The following is a 21,853-nucleotide window of genomic DNA, read 5'->3' on the forward strand; positions in this document are numbered from 1 at the left end:
CGGAGCTGAAGATCGTCAACGTGGACACGGCACATCTCCCTCAGGGTCATCGGACCCCTGGAAGCAGCCACGGAGCCCGCGCTTGCCCGCCACACTTCGTGACGGACCAGGTCTTCACCCGGGGCACCCCGCCGCGGACGCGAGGGTTGCCGGCCAGCTAGCCGGGGCTTGTCGCTGGCACTCATGACCTACGGCGGAGACTATAACCCAATCCCCTCCATCGATCGCAAGTCGGTGAACTTATCCGGCGGCTGACTCGTTGCTACCGGAAATCCCGCTCATGTGTCATGGAGGTGCGTAAATGTTGGACTGGGTAACCGACCCGCAGATCTGGATCGGTTTCTTCACCCTGGTCGCCCTGGAGATCGTGCTGGGGATCGACAACATCATCTTCATCTCCATCCTGGCCGGGAAACTACCTCCCGAACAACGGGACAGAGCCCGGGTGCTGGGTCTGGGCGCGGCGCTGATCACCCGGTTGCTCCTGCTGCTCGCCCTGTCGTGGGTGGTGCAGCTCACCGAGCCGCTGTTCGCCGTCTTCGGTCACGAAATATCGGGACGCGACCTGATCCTGTTGCTCGGCGGACTGTTCCTGCTGGGCAAGAGCGTCACCGAGATCGGCCACAGCATGGACGGCCCCGTGGGCAAGGACGGCAAGAAGGCCGCGGCCGCCTCCTTCGCCTCGGTGATCATCCAGATCATGGTGCTGGACATCGTGTTCTCGCTCGACTCCGTCATCACCGCCGTCGGCATGGTCGACACGCTCGGCGTGATGATCGCGGCGGTCGTGGTGGCGGTGCTGGTGATGCTGTTCGCGTCGGGACCGATCAGCAGGTTCGTGGACCGGCACCCGAGCATCAAGATGCTGGCGCTGTCGTTCCTCGTGCTGATCGGCGTGGTGCTCATCGCCGAGGGCTTCGGCCAGCACATCCCCAAGGGCTACATCTACTTCGCGATGGCGTTCTCGCTCGTCGTCGAGCTGCTGAACATCCGGATGCGGAGCAAGCGGACGGCGCCACAGGAGGACCTCACTCCTTAAGATGAAATAGTGCGATTTGACCCTTGGGATCCGGATTTCGTGGCGCACCCGTACCGGGTGTACGACGAGCTGAGGCGCGAGGCGCCGGTCAGCTACTTCGAGCCGACGAACCAGTGGCTGATCTCACGTCATGCCGACGTGAACGCCCTGCTCAGGGACCGCCGTCTGGGGCGGTCCCACCTCCACGTGGCCACCAACGAGGAGTTCGGGAGGCCGGCGGAGCCGGAGTTCCAGGAGCCGTTCTGGCGGGTGATCAGGGCGGGCATGCTCGACGTGGAGCCGCCGGTGCACACCAGGCTGCGCCGGCTGGTCTCCAAGGCGTTCACTCCGCGCATGGTCGAGTCGCTGCGTCCCCGGGTGCGCGCCATCGCCGCGGGCCTGGTGGACGCGTTCGTGGAGAAGGGCGGCGGCGACCTGCTCGCCGAGGTAGCCGAGCCGCTCCCGGTGACGGTGATCGCGGAGATGCTCGGCATCCCCCACGCCGACCGCCACCTGCTGCGCCCCTGGTCGGCGGAGATCTGCGGCATGTACGAGCTCAACCCGAGCCTTGAGGCCCAGCACACGGCGGTACGGGCGGCGTCGGAGTTCGCCGACTACCTCAAGACCCTGGCCGCGGAGCGCCGCCGGGCTCCCGGCGACGACCTGATCAGCGCCCTGGCGCAGATCGACGAGCTGACCGAGGACGAGCTGGTCGGCACGTGCGTGCTGCTGCTCAACGCCGGTCACGAGGCCACCGTGAACGTGACGGGCAACGGCTGGTGGTCCCTGCTCCGCAACCCCTCCGAACTGGCCCGGCTGCGCGAGGACCGCTCGCTGCTGCCCACGGCCGTCGAGGAGGTGATGCGCTGGGACACGCCGCTGCAGATGTTCGAACGCTGGGTGCTGGAGGACATCGAGGTGCACGGGGTGGAGATCCCGCGCGGGTCGGAGGTGGCGCTGCTGTTCGGCTCCGCCAACCGCGACCCGGCGGTCTTCGAGGACCCGGACCGGCTCGACGTGGGGCGGGCCGACAATCCGCACATCTCGTTCGGGGCCGGGATCCACTTCTGCCTGGGCGCGCCGCTGGCCCGCATCGAGCTCATCGAGTCGTACGGCGCTCTCCTGGACCGGGCGGCCAAGCTCGAACTGCGGGAGGAGCCGAGCTGGAAGCCCGGCTACATCATCAGGGGGCTGCGGTCGCTGGAGGTCACCGCCGCTGGCTGAGCCAGCCGAACCCGCCGAGCCCCGCCGGGTCGATCAGCTCACCCTCCTCCGACGCCCTGGCCAGCGCCCGGATGTAGGTGCGCGGCTCGGTGCGGGCCAGGTCGATCGGGGGCCTGGTGCCGGTGATCCCCAAAGCCCTCAGCGCGTCGCGCTGTGTGGACAAGGCTGTGGATATCGCGCCGGCCTGGCGCCCGGCCTCGGCGCACGCGTCAAGCGCGACATGAGCCGTGATATCGCAGGTCCCATCGGGGATCGGGGCAACGACCGCGCCGTCGCGGTAACCGGTCAACGTGCCACAGAGCGGCCGGTTATCCACAGGGTGTGCATAATCCACGGCAATCGCTCGGCCCCTTGTGAGGCGTCCCAGGACGGAGGCCCACGCCTCGTCGCGGGGGCGGCCGATCTCCGCGCGCGAGCCCACCCGGGCCAGCGGCCACCACCGGTCGAGCCAGGCGCAGTCGTCCGGTCGCGGCGGCCCGCCGAGGCGCTCCTCGCCGGTGCGGACGTTCACCATGATGAGGCGTGGCCCGGCGGAGGTCTGCTCCACCACGTCGAGCGGCACGTTGTCGAGCCACTCGTTGGCGATGGCCAGGCCCGTGATGCCGGTGGGCACGCTCCGCCGCCAGGCGATCCGCTCGGGCAGGCCGTCCGGCCTGGGGGAGAGGTCGACGGCGGTGACGCGGAGCCGGTCGCGCAGCGCGGGCTCGGCGGCCTCCAGCACCTGGGCGACCAGCGTGCCCTCGCCCGCGCCGATGTCGACCAGGTCGAGCACGTCAGGACCGCCGAGCTCGGTGTCCACCTCCGACAGCAACGCCAGCACCGCGTCGGCGAACGCCGGGGAGGCGCTGACCGAGGTCCGGAAGTGGCCCGAAGGGCGTTCGCGAAGGTAGAAGCCCTCCTCGCCGTACAGCGCGCGCTCCATTGCGGCGCGCCAGGTGAGCCACATGTCAGGACTATCTCATGACTTTCGGGTGACACGCATCGTCATCGTTTGGCTACTCATTGTCGCCGACTTGCGGTACGTTTACCTAATGTCATCGAGCGTGCGCGTTGCGTCACCCCCATTTGGCGCGACCGACCGCTCCCGAGCAAGCACCAGCGGCCCCAGGCCGCGAAACCGAGAGGAGCCCTCGTGCTGAAGAAGGTCATGGTCGTCACAGGAGCCGTCGCCATGCTGTCGCTCGCGGCCCCGGCGCACGCCGACACGACCAGCGGCAACGGCAGTGTGCTCGGCGGCAACCAGCTGCACCTTCCGATCGCGATCCCGATCAACATCTGTGGCAACGCCGTGGCCGTCATCGGCGCCGCGTTCGCCGGCTGCCAGGGCGGCGCCACCGCCTACGTGCCGAGCCACCACTGAAAGAAGAGAGTCCGGGCCGGCACTCGTCCGGCCCGGGCTCCGACTCCGGCTGGTCGGTCGGCGAGCGGCCGGCCGGTCGCACCTCCAAGAGGTCACATCCTGCGGGCGTCGGGTCCTGGATGAGGGGACTCGGCGCCCGCTGCCATGCGATGAAACCCCTCTCCTCATCTCTTCCGACAGGGGGTGCACGTTTTGTATGCCCTTGTCGCTTTTGTCGTTAACTCAACGGGCGGCAAAACCGCGGTCACGTAGGAGCCCTCGGGCGAGTCGCGAGACGCGCCCGACAGTCCGCAGCCCTTGGGAGGCCGTTACGCTGGTCGGCAGTGCCACAACAGAAGCCTGCTCGTCGGACCGGAGTCCAGCTCGTCGTGCCTGGTTGAGGCCAGGGCGGCAGTCCGACCGGCAGGCTTCTCATCAGCAGGTCGACAGGGGTGTGACGTCATGGACGCAGGGGATCGCCCGGCACGGCTGACTGTCGGCGTACTCGGGGCGGGCAAGGTCGGCTCGGCCCTCGGTGCCGCACTGGCTCAGGCGGGCCACCGGATCGCGGCCGCGAGCGGCGTTTCGGACAATTCACAGCGATGGGCGGCCGACCGGCTCGGCGTCAAGCCGTCCAGGCCCGACGAGGTGGTCGCGCAGGCCCAGCTCATCCTGCTCACCGTGCCCGACGACACGCTGCCCGACCTCGTCAACGGGCTGGCCACGACGGGTGCCGACCTCCACGGCAAGCTGCTGGTGCACACCAGCGGGGCGTACGGGCTGTCTGTGCTGGAGCCGGCGGCCAAGGCCGGCGCGCTGCCGCTCGCGCTGCACCCGGTGATGACCTTCACGGGCAGGGACGACGACCTCAACAAGCTCACCGGCATCTCGTACGGCGTGACCGCCCCCGACGTGCTGCGGCCGATCGCCGAGGCCCTGGTGATCGAGATGGGCGGCGAGCCGGTCTGGATCGCCGACGCCGACCGCGCGCTCTACCACGCGGCGCTGGCCGGGGCCGCCAACCACATGGTCACCCTCATCGCCGAGTCGCAGGAGCTGCTGGGGCGCATCGGCGTCGAGCACCCGGGGCGGATGCTGGGCCCGCTGCTCGGGGCCGCGCTCGACAACGTGCTGCGGCTGGGCATCACGGGGCTGACCGGCCCGGTCGTCCGCGGCGACGCCGGCACCGTGCGCAGGCACGTGGACGCGCTGATCCTGGCGGCTCCCGAGGCGGCGGACGCCTACATCGCGCTGGCCCGCCTCACGGCCGACCGCGCGCTGGCCGCGGGGCTGCTCAAACCGGAGGAGGCGGAGCGGCTCCTCGACGCGCTGGGGGGCAATATATGGACCTGACGGTAAGGGGCATCTTATGGAGTTGATCGTCGCCAAGGGCCGGGAAGACCTGGTCAAGGGGCGTCGGGGTGGTGCAGTGGCTCTGGTGCCCACCATGGGTGCGCTGCACGAGGGGCACAGGTCGCTGATCAGGCAGGCCCGCGTCCGCGCCGATCAGGTCGTGGTCAGCATCTTCGTCAACCCCCTGCAATTCGGCCCAAGCGAGGATTTTTCACGCTATCCCCGTACATTCGACGCCGACCTGGACGTGTGCCGGGCCGAGGGCGTGGACGTCGTCTTCCATCCGGACGCCGCGGAGATGTACGCGTCCGACCGCCAGGTGAGCGTCTCGGCGGGCCACATGGGCTCGATCGTCGAGGGCGCCTTCCGGCCCGGCCACTTCGACGGCGTGCTGACGGTCGTGCTCAAGCTGTTCAACCTGGTCCAGCCCGACCTGGCGGTCTTCGGGCAGAAGGACGCCCAGCAGCTCGCCCTCATCCGCCGCATGGTCGCCGACCTCGACCTGCCCATCGAGATCCTGGGGGCGCCGACCGTACGCGAGCCCGACGGCCTGGCCCTGTCGAGCCGCAACCGCTACCTGTCCGACGACGACCGCCAGGTGGCGCTGGCGCTCTCCCGCGCGCTGCGGGCGGGCGCGGCCGAGCTCACCCCGGCCCGGGTCCGTACGGTGGCCCAGGAGGTGCTCGACGCGGCCGGGCCCCGGCTGACGACCGACTATCTGGCGCTGGTCGATCCGGCGACGTTCGCCGAGGTCGACGAGTCGTACGCGGGGATGGCCGTGCTCGCGGTCGCCGCCACGGTGGGCACCACCCGGTTGATCGACAACGTCACCCTCACCTTGAATCCCGCCTGAGGCGGTTTACCGTCGGGTCATGACCGACGAGGAGCTGCGGGACGAGTTGCTCCGGCGCATGGAGATGGACCAGGCGATGCGCGACCCGGCCAAGGGTTTTCCCGACGACCGGCAGCTGGCGCGGCTGCAGAAGCTCGACGAGGGAAACACCGCCTGGCTCTACTCCGTGGTCGCCACCCGCGGCTGGCCGCTGGTCTCGCAGGTCGGGCACCGGGCCGCGCGGGCGGCCTGGCTGCTGGCCCAGCACGCCACCTCCCGCCGGGCGCAGCGGGTCTTCCACGAGGCGATGGCCGACGCGGTCGAGCGCGAGGAGGCCTCGCCGCGCGACTTCGCGTACCTGGAGGACCGGGTACGCGTCCGCTCGGGCCGTCCCCAGCTCTACGGGACGCAGTTCCACGACGGCGTAGGCGGCCTGGAGCCCATGCCGATCGAGGACCCCGGCCTGCTCGACGAGCGTCGCGCGGCCGTGGGGCTGGAGCCGTTCGCCGAGTACGAGGCGTTCATCCGGAAAACAGAGGGCCGCTGACATCTCACTCCGCACGAGGCGTTATCGTCATATTGACGAAATCCCTCAGTGAGGAGATCCCTGATGAGTGCACCGGCGATTCCCCTGCGGCTGACCGCGCCCGCGGCCGGCTGGACCGTCGAGGCGGACGTGGTCGTCATCGGCTCCGGCGTCGCGGGCCTGACCGTGGCCCTGCGCCACGCGGAGCTGGAACCGTCCGCCAAGGTGCTGGTCGTCACCAAGGACGTGCTGTCGGCGGGCTCCACCCGGTGGGCCCAGGGCGGCATCGCGGCCGTGCTCGACCCCCGCGACACCCCTGACGAGCACCTGAACGACACGTTGATCGCCGGCGTCGGGCTGTGCGACGTGCGGGCGGTGCGCACGCTCGTCACGGAGGGGCCCGGCGCGCTGCGGCGGCTCATCGGCCGCGGCGCCCGTTTCGACCGCACCCCCGACGGGGAGCTCCAGCTCACCAGGGAAGGCGGGCACCGGCGCGACCGGATCGTGCACGCGGGCGGCGACGCCACGGGCGCCGAGGTGCAGCGGGCGCTCGTCGAGGCCGTACGGGCCGCGGAGATCGAGGTGATCGAGCACGCGCTGGTGCTCGACCTGCTCAAGGACGCGCGGGGCCGGGCCAGGGGAGTGACGCTGCACGTCATGGGCGAAGGCGCCCGCGACGGGGTGGGCGCGGTGCGTGCCAGGGCGGTGGTGCTGGCCACCGGCGGCATGGGCCAGGTCTACTCGGCCACCACCAACCCCGCCGTCTCCACCGGCGACGGGGTCGCGCTCGCGCTGCGGGCCGGGGCCGTGGTGCGCGACATCGAGTTCGTCCAGTTCCACCCGACCGTGCTGTGGCTCGGCGAGGGCTCGACGGGCCAGCAGCCGCTGATCTCGGAGGCGGTCAGGGGCGAGGGCGCGTACCTGGTCGACCACGAGGGTGTCAGGTTCATGCAGGGCGCGCACGAGCTGGCCGACCTGGCGCCGCGCGACATCGTGGCCAAGGCGATCATGCGCAGGATACGCGAGACGGGCCGCGACCACATGTACCTCGACGGCCGCCACTTCGGCCGCGAGAAGTGGGAGACCCGCTTCCCCACGATCTACGCCGTCTGCCGCGAGCACGGCATCGACCCGGCCACCGAGCCGATCCCCGTGGCCCCGGCCGCCCATTATGCGAGCGGCGGCGTCATGACGGACCTGCGCGGCCGTACCTCGATCGAGGGCCTGTACGCGTGCGGCGAGGTGGCCTGCACCGGCGTGCACGGCGCCAACCGGCTGGCCTCCAACTCCCTGCTCGAAGGGCTCGTCTTCGCCGAGCGCATCGCCGAGGACATCCAGGCGGTACGCCCCGCGCCGGGCGAGCCGGTCGAGAGCGGCGCCGCCTCCGGCCTGGTGGACCCGAGGGTCAGGCCCAGGATCCAGGGCCACATGAGCACCGGGGCGAGCGTGCTGCGCAGCCGCGAGTCGCTGCTGGCCACGGCCAGGGCGCTGCGCGACGCCCGCTGGACGCCGGTCGAGGTGCCCGCCTGCACCGAGTCCTGGGAGGCCACCAACCTGCTCACCGTCGCCACCGTGCTCACCGGCGCGGCGGCGGCCAGGCTCGAGACCCGCGGCTCGCACTGGCGCGAGGACTACGGCACCCGTGACGACAACGAATGGCTGGGCCACCTGGACGTGACCCTGACCGAGGAGGGCCCCCGCATGACGTACACGCCCCACGGCGACGCGACTCCGCCGCGCCTGGCGCAGGAGCTGACCGCCGCCGGGCTGGACCCGGCCGAGGTGGACGCGCTGATCGACCGGGCGCTGGCCGAGGACCTGCAGGAGGCCGGCGACGTGACGAGCCTGGCCACGATCCCGGCCGAGCAGCGCTCGGTGGCCGACGTGGTGGCCCGCAAGGACGGCGTCGTGGCCGGGCTGGCGGTCGCGGAGGCGGTGTTCGTCCGGCTGGGCGCCGCCCGTACCGAGAGGAGGGCCAAGGACGGCGAGCGGGTGCGGGCCGGAGACGTGCTGATGACGGTCGAGGGGCCGGTACGGGCCCTGCTGACGGCCGAGCGCACCGCGCTCAACCTGCTCACGCACCTGTCCGGGGTGGCCACGCTGACCGGCAGGTGGGTGGAGGCGATCAGCGGTACGGCGGCGCGCGTGCGGGACAGCCGCAAGACGCTGCCGGGGCTGCGGGCGCTGGAGAAGTACGCGGTGCGCTGCGGCGGCGGCGTGAACCACCGGATGTCGCTGTCGGACGCCGCGCTGATCAAGGACAACCACGTCGTGGCGGCCGGTGGGGTGGCCGCGGCGTTCAGGGCGGTCAGGGAGCGCTACCCCGACCTGCCGATCGAGGTGGAGATCGACCGGCTCGATCAACTGGAGGCCGTATTGGACGAGGGGGCCGAGGAGATCCTGCTGGACAACTTCACGATCGAGGACACGGACCGCGCCGTACATGTCGTGAAAAATCGGGCAGGGAACAGGGTTGCGCTCGAAGCCAGCGGGGGATTGACCTTGGAATCGGCTCGTCGCGTGGCCGAAACTGGCGTTGACTATCTGGCGGTGGGAGCGCTGACGCACTCTGCGCCGGCTCTGGACATCGCATTGGATCTGCGGGGGTAATTGATGCTGCTCACGATCGACGTCGGCAACACGCACACCGTGCTCGGGCTGTTCGAGGGCGAGGACGTCATCGAGCATTGGCGGCTGGCCACCGACGCCCGCCGCACCGCCGACGAGATCGCCGTCGTCCTCCAGGGGCTGCTGGCGCAGTCGCCGCTGCTCAAGGGGGCCGACATTGACGGCATCGCCATCTGTTCGACCGTTCCGAGCGTGCTCAACGAGATGCGTGAGATGTGCCGCCGCTACTACGGCGACGTGACGGCGGTGATCGTGGAGCCGGGCATCCGCACCGGGGTGCCCGTACGCATGGACAACCCCAAAGAGGTCGGCAGCGACCGCATCGTGAACGCGCTGGCGGCCATCGAGCAGTACGGCGGCCCCTGCGTCATCGTCGACTTCGGCACCGCGACCTCGTTCGACGCGGTGTCGGCCAAGGGCGAGTACGTCGGCGCGGTGACCGCGCCCGGCATCGAGATCTCGGTCGACGCGCTGGCCGCCGCCGGGGCCCAACTGCACAAGGTGGAGCTGGTCAGGCCGCGCTCGGTGATCGCCAAGAACACCGTGGAGGCCCTGCAGGCCGGCATCATCTACGGCTTCGCGGGCCAGGTGGACGGGATCGTGGAACGGATGGCGGCCGAGCTGGCCGACGACCCCGACGAGGTGACGGTGGTGGCCACGGGCGGGCACGCGGCGCTGGTGGTGGGCGAGTCGCGCTCCATCGACGTGCACGAGCCGTGGCTGACGCTCATCGGCCTGCGCCTGATCTACAAGCGGAACACGGCCTGAGCCCCGACAGGAAAAAGCGGCCTCCCGCTCGGGTGGGAGGCCGCTCGCACGTCCGGGGACGACTCGTCACTCGCTCTCGGCGGTGTAGATGTAGTCCCAGGGGCTGCACTTCGTGGGGTAGTTGCTGTACTGGCCGATCTGGCAGACCTTCACCCGCACGCTGAAGACGTCGTTCTCCGAGAAGGTGAACTTCTTGTAGCCGGGGAAGCCGCAGTACTTCTTGGAGAAGACCGGCGACCAGTCGTGGTCGAAGTCGCTGGCCTCGAACTTCACGAATGCGCACTTGCCGCCCTCGTCCTCGTCGCGGTTGTCCAGGTCGTAGAGCCGGCCCTTGACGGTGACCTCGTTCGACTCGCCGTCCTCGTCCCAGCTGACGCCGATCCAGCCCTGCGACTTCGCCAGGCCGTTCTTGGAGTAGACGGGGCTCCAGTAGTCGGAGTAGTCGTCGTCGTGGTTCGCGGCGCCGGCCGTGGCGGCGTTGGCGGCGGAAGGCAGCGACAGGGCCAGAGCGCTGGTGGCGGCGACGGCGAGGAAGCCTGTCGCGATCTTCTTCAACATCTTCTCTCCTTGAGCTCCCCTTGGACCGGCTCCCTACCGGTTCCCCCCTGAGCTCGTGAGACATTGATAGAAGAGGGCTCTTGCAGCGGTCCTGCAGCGTGCCGACGAACCCTTGCAGGTCGCCATATCCCCTACCCTTTGTTCTTGTGAGCGACGAACTTCCCGAGCAGATGCGCATCCGGAGGGAGAAGCTCGACCGCCTTCGCAGCGAAGGCGTCGACCCTTACCCGGTGAATTTCCCCCGTACGGCCACCAACGCCGAGGTCCGGGAGAAATACCAGGGCCTGGAGCCCGACACCGCCACCGGCGACACGGTCGCGGTCGCGGGGCGCGTCATGCTCAACCGCGTGGGTGGCAAGCTCTGCTTCGCCACGCTCCGCGACGGCGGCGCCGATCTGCAGGTCATGATCTCGCTCGACAAGGTGGGCGAGGACTCGCTGGCCGCGTGGAAGCGCGACGTCGACCTGGGCGACCACGTGGGCGTGACCGGCGAGGTCATCACCTCGCGGCGCGGCGAGCTGTCCATCCTCGCCGACAGCTGGCAGATCACCGCCAAGTGCCTGCGTCCGCTGCCGGAGAAGCACGTCGGGCTCACCGACCCGGAGGCGCGCGTCCGCCAGCGCTACGTCGACCTCATCGTCAACGACGAGTCGCGGAAGATGGCCCGCCTGCGCAGCGCCACGGTGCGCGCCGTGCGCGACTTCTGGCACGAGGAGGGCTACCTCGAGGTCGAGACGCCCATGCTGCAGCCCATCCACGGCGGCGCGGCGGCCCGGCCCTTCAAGACCCACATCAACGCCTACGACATGGAGCTCTACCTTCGCATCGCGATCGAGCTCTACCTCAAGCGGCTCGTGGTCGGGGGCATCGAGAAGGTCTTCGAGATCAACCGCAACTTCCGCAACGAAGGCGCCGACTCCACGCACAACCCCGAGTTCACGATGCTCGAGGCCTACGGCACCTACCTCGACTACAACGACATGGCCGACCTGACCCAGCGGATGTACCAGAAGGCCGTGGTGGCCGCCCTGGACACCACGGTGGTCGTCCATGACGGGGTGGAGGTCGACCTCGGGATCGCCCGGTGGCCGCGCATCACCCTGTACGGCGCGGTGTCGGAGGCCGTGGGCGAGGAGATCACCACCGCGACCGGCCTGGAGGAGCTCCGCAAGATCGCCGATCGGCGCGAGATCCACTGGGACCCGAAGTGGGGCCAGGGCAAGCTGGTGCAGGAGCTCTTCGAGGCGCTGGTGGAGCACACGCTCGTCCAGCCCACGTTCGTGATGGACTACCCGCTGGAGACCTCGCCCCTGACCCGCCAGCACCGGGAAAACCCGCTGCTGACCGAGAAGTGGGACCTGATCGGCTTCGGCACGGAGCTGGGCACGGCCTACTCCGAGCTGATCGACCCGATCGAGCAGCGCCGCCGCCTGGTGGAGCAGTCCCTCCTGGCCGCCGGGGGCGACCTCGAGGCGATGCAGCTGGACGAGGACTTCCTGCAGGCCCTCGAGTACGCGATGCCGCCCACGGGGGGCATGGGCGCGGGGATCGACCGGATGATCATGGCCTTCACCGGCAAGAACATCCGCGAGACCATCCTGTTCCCGCTGGTCAAGCCCACCCACTGACCCGCGTCCCGCCGCCGTCGTAGAGCGCCCGCCCGGGGCGCTCTACCCTCTCCTGGTAAGCAGCGATCGGGAAGGGGCGCGCGGATGGCCACGAAGACGGCGGCGGAGCAGCGGGACGAGGCCAGACAGGTCTTCGACGCGTACTTCGCCGAATGCCCCTCCAGGAAGCTGCTCGACACCCTCAGCGACAAATGGGTCACCCTCCTGCTGACCGCGCTGGCGCAGGGCCCGCGCCGCTACAGCGACCTGTCCAGGCGCATCGCGGGCGTCAGCCAGAAGATGCTCACGCAGACCCTGCGCGGCTTGGAGCGTGACGGCCTGGTCTCGCGCACGCTCACCCCTTCTGTGCCGGTACGGGTGGACTACGCGCTCACCCCGCTGGGCGAGAGCCTGATGCCGTTGGTGGCCGCGATCAAGAGCTGGGCCGAGGCGCACATGGAGGACGTCGAGGCCGCCAGGGACCGCTACGACGCCGCCGGCACCTGAGCGATCATCGCCGTCGCGAATCCGGCTTCCGGGCCGCCCGGTTTCCGATCCGAAGCCGCTTGTAAGCATCGCGTCAAGGCCGCGGAGGCGCGGGTCAGGGAGCGTCCGTGGTGCCCCGGCCACCCCTGTGATCCCGCCGGGCACGCGCACCCGGAAACGAGGCCGCCCGGCCCGGCGGTCAGAGCAGAACGCCCGCCACCCGGCGGGCCGCCGACCTGAACCCGCGGCGGCAATTGCCATGGCGGATTGATCCAATTGCCTTAATCAACTGCCTGACCTGGGTTGTCGGATCATGTGGGAGCGCAGCACAAAGCGAGCGATTGGTGGCTTCCCGTGCGCCGGAAAGATCGCGTCACGGACGCGTGTCCCGCGATAACGCGGGTATCGATCATGCGGAATATCCATGGCGAACTGATCGAAAACCGGAACGCTGGTCAGGGCCATTCCGGAAGCCCCAATGTGATCACTCTACGTTCTGACATATCGCGAGTGCGTCATATATAGCGGATCATGTCAATAGCGCTCGTCAAGTGCGGCGATTGTCATGCTTGACGACCTTTCCACGATGCGTTTACCGTCTGCGAGGAGCGGCTTTGGCCCGTCTGTGAGGTCCAAGTTCTGCTGTTGGGGGGAGGGCTCCCGATGGATGTGCTCACTGAAGGCGTTGAGCTCAGCCATGCTGATTTGGCGCTGCTGGCGGAGTTGGCCAAGGGAGTCACGGTCGATCGGGTTGGGCGGCGGCTGGATATCAGCGGGCGCACGGTACGACGAAGATTGCGCGGCATCTGCGACCGCATAGGCGTGGCCACGGCGATCGAGGCCGTGGCCTGGGCAGCCCGCCGCCAGCTGATCTAGCCGCGGCGGACCGCCGGGGTGCGGGCTCAGTCGGCGATGCGCACCGCGCCGGCGAACGGCCGCCTCGCGATCGACGCGATCCGTACGACGTCACCGGTCTGCGGGGCGTGCACCATCATGCCGCCGCCGATGTAGATGCCCACGTGGTGCAGGTCGCTGTAGAAGAACACCAGGTCGCCCGGCCGGAGTTCCTCGCGCGAGACGTGCCGGCCGGCCGTCCACTGGTCGCCGGTGTAGTGCGGCAGCGAGATGCCCACCCGCTGGAACGCCGCCATGACGAGCCCGGAGCAGTCGTACGAGCCGGGGCCCTCGGCGCCCCAGACGTACGGCTTGAGCTGCTGCGTGAGCGCCCACCGCGCGGCCTCAGCGGCCTTCCCCGAGCCCGGGATCGGCAGGTTGACGCGCACGGCCCGCGTGCCGGGGCGCCCGGCCTCGCCCAGGGCCCGCCTGAACAGGCTGCTCTCGACCTTCGTCACCAGCTTGGTGATCTTGCTGCGCTTGGCCTCGAGGTCCGTGACGAGCTTCTGGACCTCGTCGATGCGGGCCGTGGCGCTCTCCTTGGCGCGGGTGGCCGTGTCCATCGCCTTGGTGAGCTGGTTGATCTCCTCGCCCTGCTCGGTCTGCAGCGCGTACGAGGTCGCGGCGCGGTTGAGGAAGCCCTCGGGGTCGTCGGAGGTGGCGAAGGCGAGGGTCTTCAGACCGCCCGTGATGTAGGCGTTCTGGGCCAGCGCGACGGCTTTCGAGCGCTTGGCGGCGAGATCCGTCTCGCTGCTCGTCAGCGTCTTCTCCGCGGCCTCGGCGGCCTTCTTGGCGGTCTTGAGCTTCTCCCGCTGGCCGTTGTACTGCTCGCTCAGCGTCTCGATGTCGGTGTGCAACTTCGTGGCCTGGTCGGCGAGCTCTTTCAGCGAGGGCTCGGGATCCGCGGACGCCGAACCGACGGGGATGGCGAACAGCAGCGCGGCGACTGTGAGACTCACCACACCTACGCGGCGTGGTCGCCGGGCCCGTTCCGGAGGGCGGGCGTGCTTGCCCGCCGACTTCCCCCCACCGCTGAGCGTGGGCTTCACCAACCAGCTCCTCTCGTCGACGCCTACCGGGTTAGCTGACGGGTTCGGGCCGGAGCAGCCCTACCGAAAGACTCGGATTCACCCCGTGGTGGCGTCGGAGGTCGCCACCGGCGGTTCCCCGGCTTCTCTTGCGAGAATTGGGCGTGCCTCCCGCGCGACACGCGGGAAACATTGTCGCTGGACACTAATGCACTCCGGGTTCGTGCTCAACCAGAACTGCCAAGTCTGTAGAGGTTTCACAACCGAAGGGTCACAAGGTGATCTCGTGGGCACCCGTGCAGAAGAGGCCCTACGCCCTATTTGTCCGCGCCTTCGGCGGGTGCGAGCTGGCCGCGCGGTCCCGTGCCGATCTGACCACAAGATGTAACAAGATGGGCCGAGACATGGGAGTTAGGGCTGAGCCGTAATGAGATCTGTACCCTGGAGAACCATGGAGCAGGTGGCCGAGCTGACAGTGCCCGAGACCGCGGTGGTGGTCCGGCGTGCCCGCACGCCCGACGTGCGCATGGTCAGACGCCTGGTGGACACCTACGCGGGGGCGGGGCCGAGGCTCCTGGAGAAGGCCACGGTGACGCTGTACGAGGACGTACAGGAGTTCTGGGTGGCCGAGCGAGGCGGGCAGGTCGTCGGCTGCGGCGCGCTCCACGTGCTCTGGGAGGACCTCGCCGAGGTCCGCACGGTGGCGGTGGATCCCGAGTGCCGGGGGATGGGCGTCGGCCACCGGATCGTCTCCGCGCTGATCCAGCAGGCTAAGGATTTGGGTCTGCGACGTGTATTCTGTCTTACTTTTGAGGTCGACTTCTTCGCGCGACTCGGGTTCCGCCCGATTCAGGGCACGCCGGTCTCACCTGAGGTCTACGCCGAACTGCTGGCCTCGTACGACGAGGGTGTTGCCGAGTTTTTGGATCTTGAACACGTCAAGCCGAACACGCTGGGAAACACCCGCATGCTGCTCCACCTGACATCGGGTGACGTGGACCTTGACCAGATGGAAAGGTGATTGTTGATACCTATGTCGATACGTTGGGCAGCACAGGCATGTGTCCTGACACGTGCCACATGCGCACTCGAAGCGAGGTGACACGGTGAGCACCGGACAGCCGCCGTATCCACAGGACGAATCCGGAGACAACTCTGCGCCTCCCTATTACGGGCAGCAGAACCAGGGCCGCCACCCCGGCGAGCCCGACCCGGACGCGACTGTGATCGGCTACCGGGCGGACGACGCCTATGGGCAGCAGCCCCCGTACGGTCAGCAGGGCTATGGCCAGCAACAGCAGTACGGACAGCAACAGCAGTACGGTCAGCAACCCCAGTACGGACAGCAGCAGTACGGCCAGCAACCCCAGTACGGCCAGCAGCAGCAGTCCCAGCCTGACTACGGCCAGCAGGCCCAGTCCCAGCAGGGCTACGGGCAGCAGGGCTATGGCCAGCAGCAGCAGTCCCAGGCGGACTACGGCCAGCAGCAGTACGGCCAGCAGGGCTACGGCCAGCAGCCGCAGTCGGGTCAGCAGGGCTACGGCCAGCAGTACGGCCAGCAGCAGCAGTCCCAGCCCGGCTACGGCCAGCAGGCCCAGTCCCAGCCGGGCTACGGCCAGCAGCCGCAGTCGGGCCAGCAGAGCTACGGCCAGCAGTACGGCCAGCAACCCCAGTCGCAGCCGGACTACGGCCAGCAGCAGTACGGCCAGCAGCCGCAGTCCCAGCCGGACTACGGCCAGCAGCAGTACGGGCAGCAGCCCCAGTCGCAGCCCGATTACGGCCAGCAGCAGTACGGCCAGCAGGGCTACGGCCAGCAGCAGCAGTCCCAGCCCGGCTACGCACAGCAGGGCTACGGCGACCAGCAGTACGGCCAGCAGCAGTACGGGCAGCAGGGTTACGGGCAGGCGCAGCAGTACGGCCAGCCCGGCTACGGCCAGGCCTACGGCCAGCCCGGGCCCGTGGGCGTGCAGCCGCCCGGCGCGCCGGCACCGCTGGCGGAGTGGTGGCAGCGCCTGGTGGCGAGGCTCATCGACGGAGTCATCCTCTTCATCGTGAACCTCGTCATCAGCGCCATCCTGACGGCGATCCTCGTGGCCAGCTACGTCTCGAGCAGCGGCAGCAGCAGCGGCTTCTTCTCGAGCTTGGTCGTGGGCATCCTGATAACGATCATCGTGACCGTCATATGGGTCCTCTACGACTTCTTCCTGCTGAAGGCGAAGGGGCAGACTGTCGGCAAGATGGTCATGGGCATCAAGGTCGTCCCCGTGGGCCAGGGCATACCGCCTGGCGGCCTGCCGACCGACGTGGCGCTCAAGCGCGCCGGCGTCACCTGGGGCGGCTATGTGCTCGGCGCCCTCCCGCTGAGCTTCATCGGCACGCTGCTCGCCTACGCGGCCGTGGGCGTCAACGGCGCCTCCCAGCTCTGGGACAAGCCGCTGCAGCAGACGTTCGCGGACAAGTTCGCGAACACCGTGGTGGTGAAGATCAAGTAGTCCAAGCGTCAGGTAAAAGCAGGGGCCGGCTTCGCGTCGGCCCCTGTTTTGTGTGCACAGGCCGTACCAAAATGGGGAACCTGAGCCGCTGATGACGCGAGGTGGGGGTTATGGCCGGGTCGCCGCCGCGGGCGGACGCGCCGCCCGCGGAATGGTGGGAACGGCTCGCCGCCCGGGCGATTGAGGCGTTCGTCTTCGGGGTGCTCTATTACATTCTGTTCATCGCGCTGTGGGGCGTCTTCCGGACTGTAGGGATGCTGGAGGCGTTCGAGGGCCGGCTGCCCGGTGTGTTCGCGTGGCTGGCGGCGGGGCTGGCTTATACCGGCTACGACTGGTGGGCTCATTACCGGCGCGGCAGGACGTTCGGCAAGGCGATCATGGGGATTCGCCTGGCGCCGCCCCACGTGGCCTCCAGAGCGCTGCTCAAACGGGCCCTGGTCTATCCGGGCCCCGTCATGCTGATGGGCATTCCCGTGGCCAATCTGGTGGCCGGAATGCTCCTGTTCTGCGTGGGGCTGCTCATCCTGATCGACAAGCCCCTGGAACGCGGGCCGCATGACAGGCTGGCCGGAACGCGTGTGGTAAAAGATCTTCGCTGACCCATCCCGTGCCTGGCAGGAAGCCAATTCCAAAAATTTTCTCTTGATCCGGTAAGGAGCCTGGAGAGACTGGCATTAGGCTATGGGGCATCCGGGTCGCCGGAGTTGGTGCCCTGCGAGGCGCAGGGCATCTGTGCGCCGCTATGGTCGGGTGCGAACGGTAGTCACCTGGCGCGTCGTGAGGGCCGCAACGCCCCTCCTGGGCGCGCTCCCATCCGCAAAATGCGCCCCTGAAACCCCGCAAGCCGTGGAGGCGAGGACGAATGGAAGCCCTAACAGACGTATTGTCAGCGCTCATCCCCCCGGCGGTGGTCGGGGGTGCCTTCATCTTTGGCGTAGTGAAGTTGGTCCGGTCCGAGGCCCTGGGAGGCCGCCGAAACCGCGAGGATCCGGTCGACGGGCAGAACTGATCGGCCAGTCAGCCGAATCCCCGCTGCGCTGAATTGTCTCCACGCCTTTCCGGGTATATGTTTGGGCAGGCGAATGAAACAATGCTCCGCGAAAGGATTGCGTAGATGGCCAAGCAGATCCAGGAGATTCTCATCGATGACCTCGATGGGGGCGAGGCCAATGAGACGGTCAGCTTCGCTATTGACGGCTCGTCCTATGAGATTGACCTCAGCGACCTTAACGCGAAGAAGCTGAGGGACGCGCTCACGCCTTTCGTGCAGCATGCGCGCAGGGCAGGCGCCGTCACCGCACGTCGCCGCGGTCGCGGCGGCAGCAGGGCGATGAGCCGCGAGAAGAGCTCGGAGATCCGGCAGTGGGCCAAGGCTCACGGCCTGCCGGTCAGCGAGCGCGGGCGGATCGCCTCCACGGTCGTCGAGAAGTACGAAGCGGCCCACTGAGCAAGCCGACGATCGACCATGCGCTTATGCCGTTCGCTTAGGACCCCGGCGGCCGCCATAAGCGCATGATCGTTATCCGGGCCGGAACTCGAAAGCCGGACCGCCCGGACTGTGATCTTCTGTGTGCACATATGCGGGCGTTTTGGCTGCGTGTTCGGCTTCGCCCGTGGCGCTGTTTCACCGGCGGTCGTCCACATATGTGGCGGCGTCGTAGTCGCGCGCCGAAAGCCGTGTGAGGCGGCCATACCTCATTCAACGTACGCTCGCGTCCGTACGTCACGATCGATCTCCGCGCTCATGGAACGCGCCATGACGGAAAACCCGGCGCCGTATAGCCCGGAGGCGATCTACGGGGCGGCGGCGGGTGTATACGGGTGATCTCACTGAGCGTAAACCCGCGACCGGCGCGAAGGTAAAGCGGTGCCGGGCTGGATGCGCGGCGGCGGGCAATACCGCGGGCGCCCGGATCCCCGCCGGCGGGCAAAACCCGCGAACCCGAGCAGGGCTCGGACAATCCCCGTTCCCCGGCATCTGCACACAATGCCGTGCCTTCTCAACTGCGCGGAAGTGCCGCGAATCCGGGGCGCCGAGCGAGACGTGGTCTCATCATGCGAGATGAAGTTGGTAACCGGGCTGACCGGATGCAAGATTCCCTTGGTGTGCCGCCCGTGCCGCGTTGTGCTCAGGGCGTAGAGCGGTCGTTTGGACGGCGGCCCTCCGCTACGTAGGATGATTACGTAACGATACGGACGCGGCATCTGAGATGTGCGGGCGAAGTGGCGCCCCAACGCTGACTCCGCCCCGGCGCGTCCGATGGCCGATCCGTGTGTACCGCGTGCGCCGCAGAGGGCAATTTTTTGACGCTTCCGCGAAGCGTCCTAAACATCGTTCGCTTGCGGCGTATCGGGAACACGTCACCCCCGAACAGTAGTTGGATGGAGGGTGAACGCCCTGCTCCCGGGGAACGTCTCTGCTATAGAGCGTGTCAGTGGCAGTGGGCACGGTTCGCCGAGCCAGGGCTAGCATGCGGGATGACGGGCCCGGATTTACCGGACCTGACTGACCGCTCTGTGAGGAGCGACGAGATGTTCGAGAGGTTCACCGACCGAGCGAGGCGTGTTGTCGTCTTGGCCCAAGAAGAGGCCAGGATGCTCAACCACAACTACATCGGCACTGAGCACATACTTCTTGGTTTGATCCACGAAGGTGAGGGCGTGGCCGCCAAGGCTCTGGAGAGCCTCGGGATCAGCCTTGAGGGTGTGCGCCAGCAGGTCGAGGAGATCATCGGCCAGGGCCAGTCGGCTCCGTCGGGGCACATTCCGTTCACCCCGCGGGCCAAGAAGGTCCTCGAGCTGTCGCTCCGTGAGGCTTTGCAGCTGGGCCACAACTACATCGGCACCGAGCACATCCTGCTCGGGCTCATCCGCGAGGGTGAGGGTGTGGCCGCCCAGGTGCTGGTCAAGCTTGGGGCTGATCTCAACCGTGTCCGGCAGCAGGTCATCCAGTTGCTCCACGGTTACCAGGGCAAGGAGCCGGCCGCGGCAGGCGGCCCGCAGGAGTCGGCCCCGTCGACCTCTTTGGTGCTCGACCAGTTCGGCCGCAACCTGACCCAGGCGGCCCGCGAGGGCAAGCTGGATCCGGTCATCGGCCGCGAGAAGGAGATCGAGCGGGTCATGCAGGTCCTCTCCCGGAGGACCAAGAACAACCCGGTTCTCATCGGCGAGCCCGGCGTCGGCAAGACCGCCGTCGTCGAGGGCCTGTCGCAGAAGATCGTCAGGGGCGAGGTGCCCGAGACGCTGAAGGACAAGCAGCTCTACACGCTTGACCTCGGCGCCCTGGTCGCCGGCTCCCGCTACCGCGGTGACTTCGAGGAGCGCCTGAAGAAGGTGCTCAAGGAGATCCGCACGCGCGGCGACATCATCCTGTTCATCGACGAGCTGCACACGCTCGTCGGCGCGGGTGCCGCGGAGGGCGCGATCGACGCGGCCAGCATCCTCAAGCCCATGCTGGCGCGCGGCGAGCTGCAGACGATCGGCGCGACCACGCTCGACGAGTACCGCAAGTACCTCGAGAAGGACGCGGCGCTGGAGCGCCGGTTCCAGCCGATCCAGGTGGCCGAGCCCTCGCTCAGCCACACGATCGAGATCCTCAAGGGTCTGCGCGACCGCTACGAGGCGCACCACCGCGTGTCCATCACCGACGACGCGCTGGTGGCCGCCGCGCAGCTGGCCGACCGCTACATCAGCGACCGCTACCTTCCCGACAAGGCCATCGACCTCATCGACGAGGCCGGTTCCCGGATGCGCATCCGCAGGATGACCGCTCCGCCGGACCTGCGCGAGTACGACGAGAAGATCGCCAACGTCCGTCGCGACAAGGAGTCCGCGATCGACGCGCAGGACTTCGAGAAGGCGGCTGCCCTCCGCGACCAGGAGAAGCAGCTCCAGCTCAAGCGCGAGCGGCGGGAGAAGGAGTGGAAGGCCGGCGACATGGACGTCGTGGCCGAGGTCACTCAGGAGCTCATCGCCGAGGTCCTGGCGACCGCCACCGGCATCCCGGTCTTCAAGCTGACCGAGGAGGAGTCGCAGCGCCTGCTCCGCATGGAGGACGAGCTCCACAAGCGGATCATCGGCCAGGACGACGCCATCAAGGGCCTGTCGCGCTCCATCCGGCGCACCCGCGCCGGTCTGAAGGACCCGCGCCGTCCCGGTGGCTCGTTCATCTTCGCGGGCCCCTCCGGTGTCGGTAAGACCGAGCTGTCCAAGGCTCTGGCGGAGTTCCTCTTCGGCGACGAAGACGCTCTGATCAGCCTGGACATGTCGGAGTTCATGGAGAAGCACACCGTCTCCAGGCTGTTCGGCTCGCCTCCCGGCTACGTCGGCTACGAGGAGGGCGGTCAGCTCACCGAGAAGGTGCGGCGCAAGCCGTTCTCCGTGGTCCTCTTCGACGAGATCGAGAAGGCCCACCCCGACATCTTCAACTCGCTGCTGCAGATCCTGGAAGACGGTCGCCTGACCGACGCCCAGGGCCGCGTGGTCGACTTCAAGAACACGGTCATCATCATGACCACCAACCTCGGCACCCGTGACATCTCCAAGGGCATCGGGGTCGGGTTCGCGAAGTCGAACGACGCCGACTCCAACTACGACCGGATGAAGTCCAAGGTGCAGGAGGAGCTCAAGCAGCACTTCCGGCCCGAGTTCCTCAACCGTGTCGACGACATCGTGGTCTTCCACCAGCTCACGCCGAAGGAGATCATCCAGATCGTGGATCTGATGCTCACCCAGGTGGACGCTCGGCTCAAGGACCGCGACATGGGGCTCGACGTCTCGCCCGAGGCCAAGCAACTGCTGGCCGACCGGGGCTACGACCCGGTCATGGGCGCCCGTCCGCTCCGCCGGACGATCCAGCGCGAGCTCGAGGACTCGCTGTCGGAGAAGATCCTGTACGGCGAGCTCCGGCCGGGGCAGGTCGTGAAGGTGACCATCGAGGGTGAAGGCGACAACGCCAAGTTCATCTTCAAGGGCGAGTCCGCCTCCAAGGTCCCCGACTCGGCCGCCGCCATCGCGGCCCCGATCCAGCACTGACGGATCCCGAAAACCCCCGTGTGAATCCCTTCACACGGGGGTTTTCCATTTCCACCTCCTGCGCCC

At 68.3% G+C, this 21,853-nt stretch carries 19 protein-coding genes and 2 riboswitches; of the genes, 16 read left to right on the top strand and 3 right to left on the bottom strand.

Annotation, left to right across the window (positions count from 1 at the left end; translation table 11 throughout):
- Nucleotides 1–73 precede the first annotated feature (73 nt).
- Nucleotides 74–189: riboswitch (SAM riboswitch) on the bottom strand.
- Between the two features lie 112 nt (nucleotides 190–301).
- Entirely contained in the window at nucleotides 302–1,039 is a 738-nt protein-coding gene (locus AB0J87_RS46310) for a TerC family protein (RefSeq protein WP_363977695.1), read from the top strand.
- Between the two features lie 9 nt (nucleotides 1,040–1,048).
- Complete coding sequence (locus AB0J87_RS46315; RefSeq protein WP_363977698.1) at nucleotides 1,049–2,242, top strand: cytochrome P450; 1,194 nt, start codon at nucleotides 1,049–1,051, stop codon at nucleotides 2,240–2,242.
- Here AB0J87_RS46315 and AB0J87_RS46320 read toward each other — a convergent pair.
- Nucleotides 2,226–3,188, bottom strand: a complete 963-nt coding sequence (locus AB0J87_RS46320) for an SAM-dependent methyltransferase (RefSeq protein ID WP_363977701.1) — start codon at nucleotides 3,186–3,188, stop codon at nucleotides 2,226–2,228. The genes AB0J87_RS46315 and AB0J87_RS46320 overlap by 17 nt on opposite strands.
- Before the next feature lie 186 nt (nucleotides 3,189–3,374).
- Here AB0J87_RS46320 and AB0J87_RS46325 point away from each other — a divergent pair, with 186 nt between their 5' ends.
- From AB0J87_RS46325 to AB0J87_RS46350, 6 genes are all read left to right on the top strand, one after another.
- Nucleotides 3,375–3,602 (top strand): chaplin family protein, encoded by a 228-nt coding sequence (locus AB0J87_RS46325; RefSeq protein WP_350723755.1) that lies wholly within the window; start codon nucleotides 3,375–3,377, stop codon nucleotides 3,600–3,602.
- Nucleotides 3,603–4,043: 441 nt separating this feature from the next.
- Nucleotides 4,044–4,934, top strand: coding sequence for a DUF2520 domain-containing protein (locus tag AB0J87_RS46330; protein WP_363977705.1), 891 nt, complete (start codon nucleotides 4,044–4,046; stop codon nucleotides 4,932–4,934).
- A gap of 16 nt (nucleotides 4,935–4,950) precedes the next feature.
- Complete coding sequence (gene panC, locus AB0J87_RS46335) at nucleotides 4,951–5,787, top strand: pantoate--beta-alanine ligase (RefSeq protein ID WP_363977708.1); 837 nt, start codon at nucleotides 4,951–4,953, stop codon at nucleotides 5,785–5,787.
- 19 nt (nucleotides 5,788–5,806) lie between these two features.
- Nucleotides 5,807–6,313, top strand: a complete 507-nt coding sequence (locus AB0J87_RS46340) for a DUF6624 domain-containing protein (RefSeq protein ID WP_363977711.1) — start codon at nucleotides 5,807–5,809, stop codon at nucleotides 6,311–6,313.
- Between the two features lie 63 nt (nucleotides 6,314–6,376).
- Nucleotides 6,377–8,902, top strand: coding sequence for an L-aspartate oxidase (locus tag AB0J87_RS46345; RefSeq protein WP_363977714.1), 2,526 nt, complete (start codon nucleotides 6,377–6,379; stop codon nucleotides 8,900–8,902).
- Between the two features lie 3 nt (nucleotides 8,903–8,905).
- Nucleotides 8,906–9,688, top strand: coding sequence for a type III pantothenate kinase (locus AB0J87_RS46350; protein ID WP_363977717.1), 783 nt, complete (start codon nucleotides 8,906–8,908; stop codon nucleotides 9,686–9,688).
- Nucleotides 9,689–9,754: 66 nt separating this feature from the next.
- Here AB0J87_RS46350 and AB0J87_RS46355 read toward each other — a convergent pair whose 3' ends face one another.
- Nucleotides 9,755–10,246 carry a hypothetical protein gene (locus AB0J87_RS46355; RefSeq protein ID WP_350723746.1) on the bottom strand — a complete coding sequence of 164 codons (492 nt, stop codon included), beginning with the start codon at nucleotides 10,244–10,246 and terminating at the stop codon, nucleotides 9,755–9,757.
- A gap of 146 nt (nucleotides 10,247–10,392) precedes the next feature.
- Between AB0J87_RS46355 and lysX the strand changes: the two genes are divergently transcribed.
- From lysX to AB0J87_RS46370, 3 genes are all read left to right on the top strand, one after another.
- Nucleotides 10,393–11,874, top strand: a complete 1,482-nt coding sequence (lysX, locus tag AB0J87_RS46360; RefSeq protein ID WP_363977720.1) for a bifunctional lysylphosphatidylglycerol synthetase/lysine--tRNA ligase LysX — start codon at nucleotides 10,393–10,395, stop codon at nucleotides 11,872–11,874.
- 84 nt (nucleotides 11,875–11,958) lie between these two features.
- Nucleotides 11,959–12,360 (top strand): helix-turn-helix domain-containing protein, encoded by a 402-nt coding sequence (locus tag AB0J87_RS46365; protein ID WP_363977723.1) that lies wholly within the window; start codon nucleotides 11,959–11,961, stop codon nucleotides 12,358–12,360.
- Between the two features lie 642 nt (nucleotides 12,361–13,002).
- Nucleotides 13,003–13,215, top strand: a complete 213-nt coding sequence (locus AB0J87_RS46370; protein ID WP_043615366.1) for a LuxR C-terminal-related transcriptional regulator — start codon at nucleotides 13,003–13,005, stop codon at nucleotides 13,213–13,215.
- Between the two features lie 26 nt (nucleotides 13,216–13,241).
- On the opposite strand, the gene AB0J87_RS46375 is transcribed toward AB0J87_RS46370, so the two are convergent.
- Complete coding sequence (locus AB0J87_RS46375) at nucleotides 13,242–14,192, bottom strand: C40 family peptidase (RefSeq protein ID WP_363977726.1); 951 nt, start codon at nucleotides 14,190–14,192, stop codon at nucleotides 13,242–13,244.
- A 95-nt stretch (nucleotides 14,193–14,287) separates the two neighbouring features.
- Nucleotides 14,288–14,436, bottom strand: a riboswitch (cyclic di-AMP (ydaO/yuaA leader).
- Nucleotides 14,437–14,712: 276 nt separating this feature from the next.
- On the opposite strand from AB0J87_RS46375, the gene AB0J87_RS46380 reads away from it, so the two are divergent.
- From AB0J87_RS46380 to AB0J87_RS46400, 5 genes are all read left to right on the top strand, one after another.
- A complete protein-coding gene (locus AB0J87_RS46380) occupies nucleotides 14,713–15,282 on the top strand; it encodes an amino-acid N-acetyltransferase (RefSeq protein WP_363977729.1) in 570 nt (189 codons plus the stop codon).
- A gap of 85 nt (nucleotides 15,283–15,367) precedes the next feature.
- Complete coding sequence (locus tag AB0J87_RS46385) at nucleotides 15,368–16,753, top strand: RDD family protein (protein ID WP_363977732.1); 1,386 nt, start codon at nucleotides 15,368–15,370, stop codon at nucleotides 16,751–16,753.
- Nucleotides 16,754–16,863: 110 nt separating this feature from the next.
- Entirely contained in the window at nucleotides 16,864–17,352 is a 489-nt protein-coding gene (locus tag AB0J87_RS46390) for an RDD family protein (RefSeq protein WP_363977735.1), read from the top strand.
- A 515-nt stretch (nucleotides 17,353–17,867) separates the two neighbouring features.
- Nucleotides 17,868–18,200, top strand: coding sequence for an Lsr2 family protein (locus AB0J87_RS46395; protein ID WP_319714331.1), 333 nt, complete (start codon nucleotides 17,868–17,870; stop codon nucleotides 18,198–18,200).
- Between the two features lie 1,085 nt (nucleotides 18,201–19,285).
- A complete protein-coding gene (locus AB0J87_RS46400; protein ID WP_355193577.1) occupies nucleotides 19,286–21,787 on the top strand; it encodes an ATP-dependent Clp protease ATP-binding subunit in 2,502 nt (833 codons plus the stop codon).
- Nucleotides 21,788–21,853: the final 66 nt, after the last annotated feature.

It is taken from the genome of Nonomuraea sp. NPDC049625 (genome assembly GCF_040675285.1).
GTDB lineage: Bacteria > Actinomycetota > Actinomycetes > Streptosporangiales > Streptosporangiaceae > Nonomuraea > Nonomuraea angiospora_A.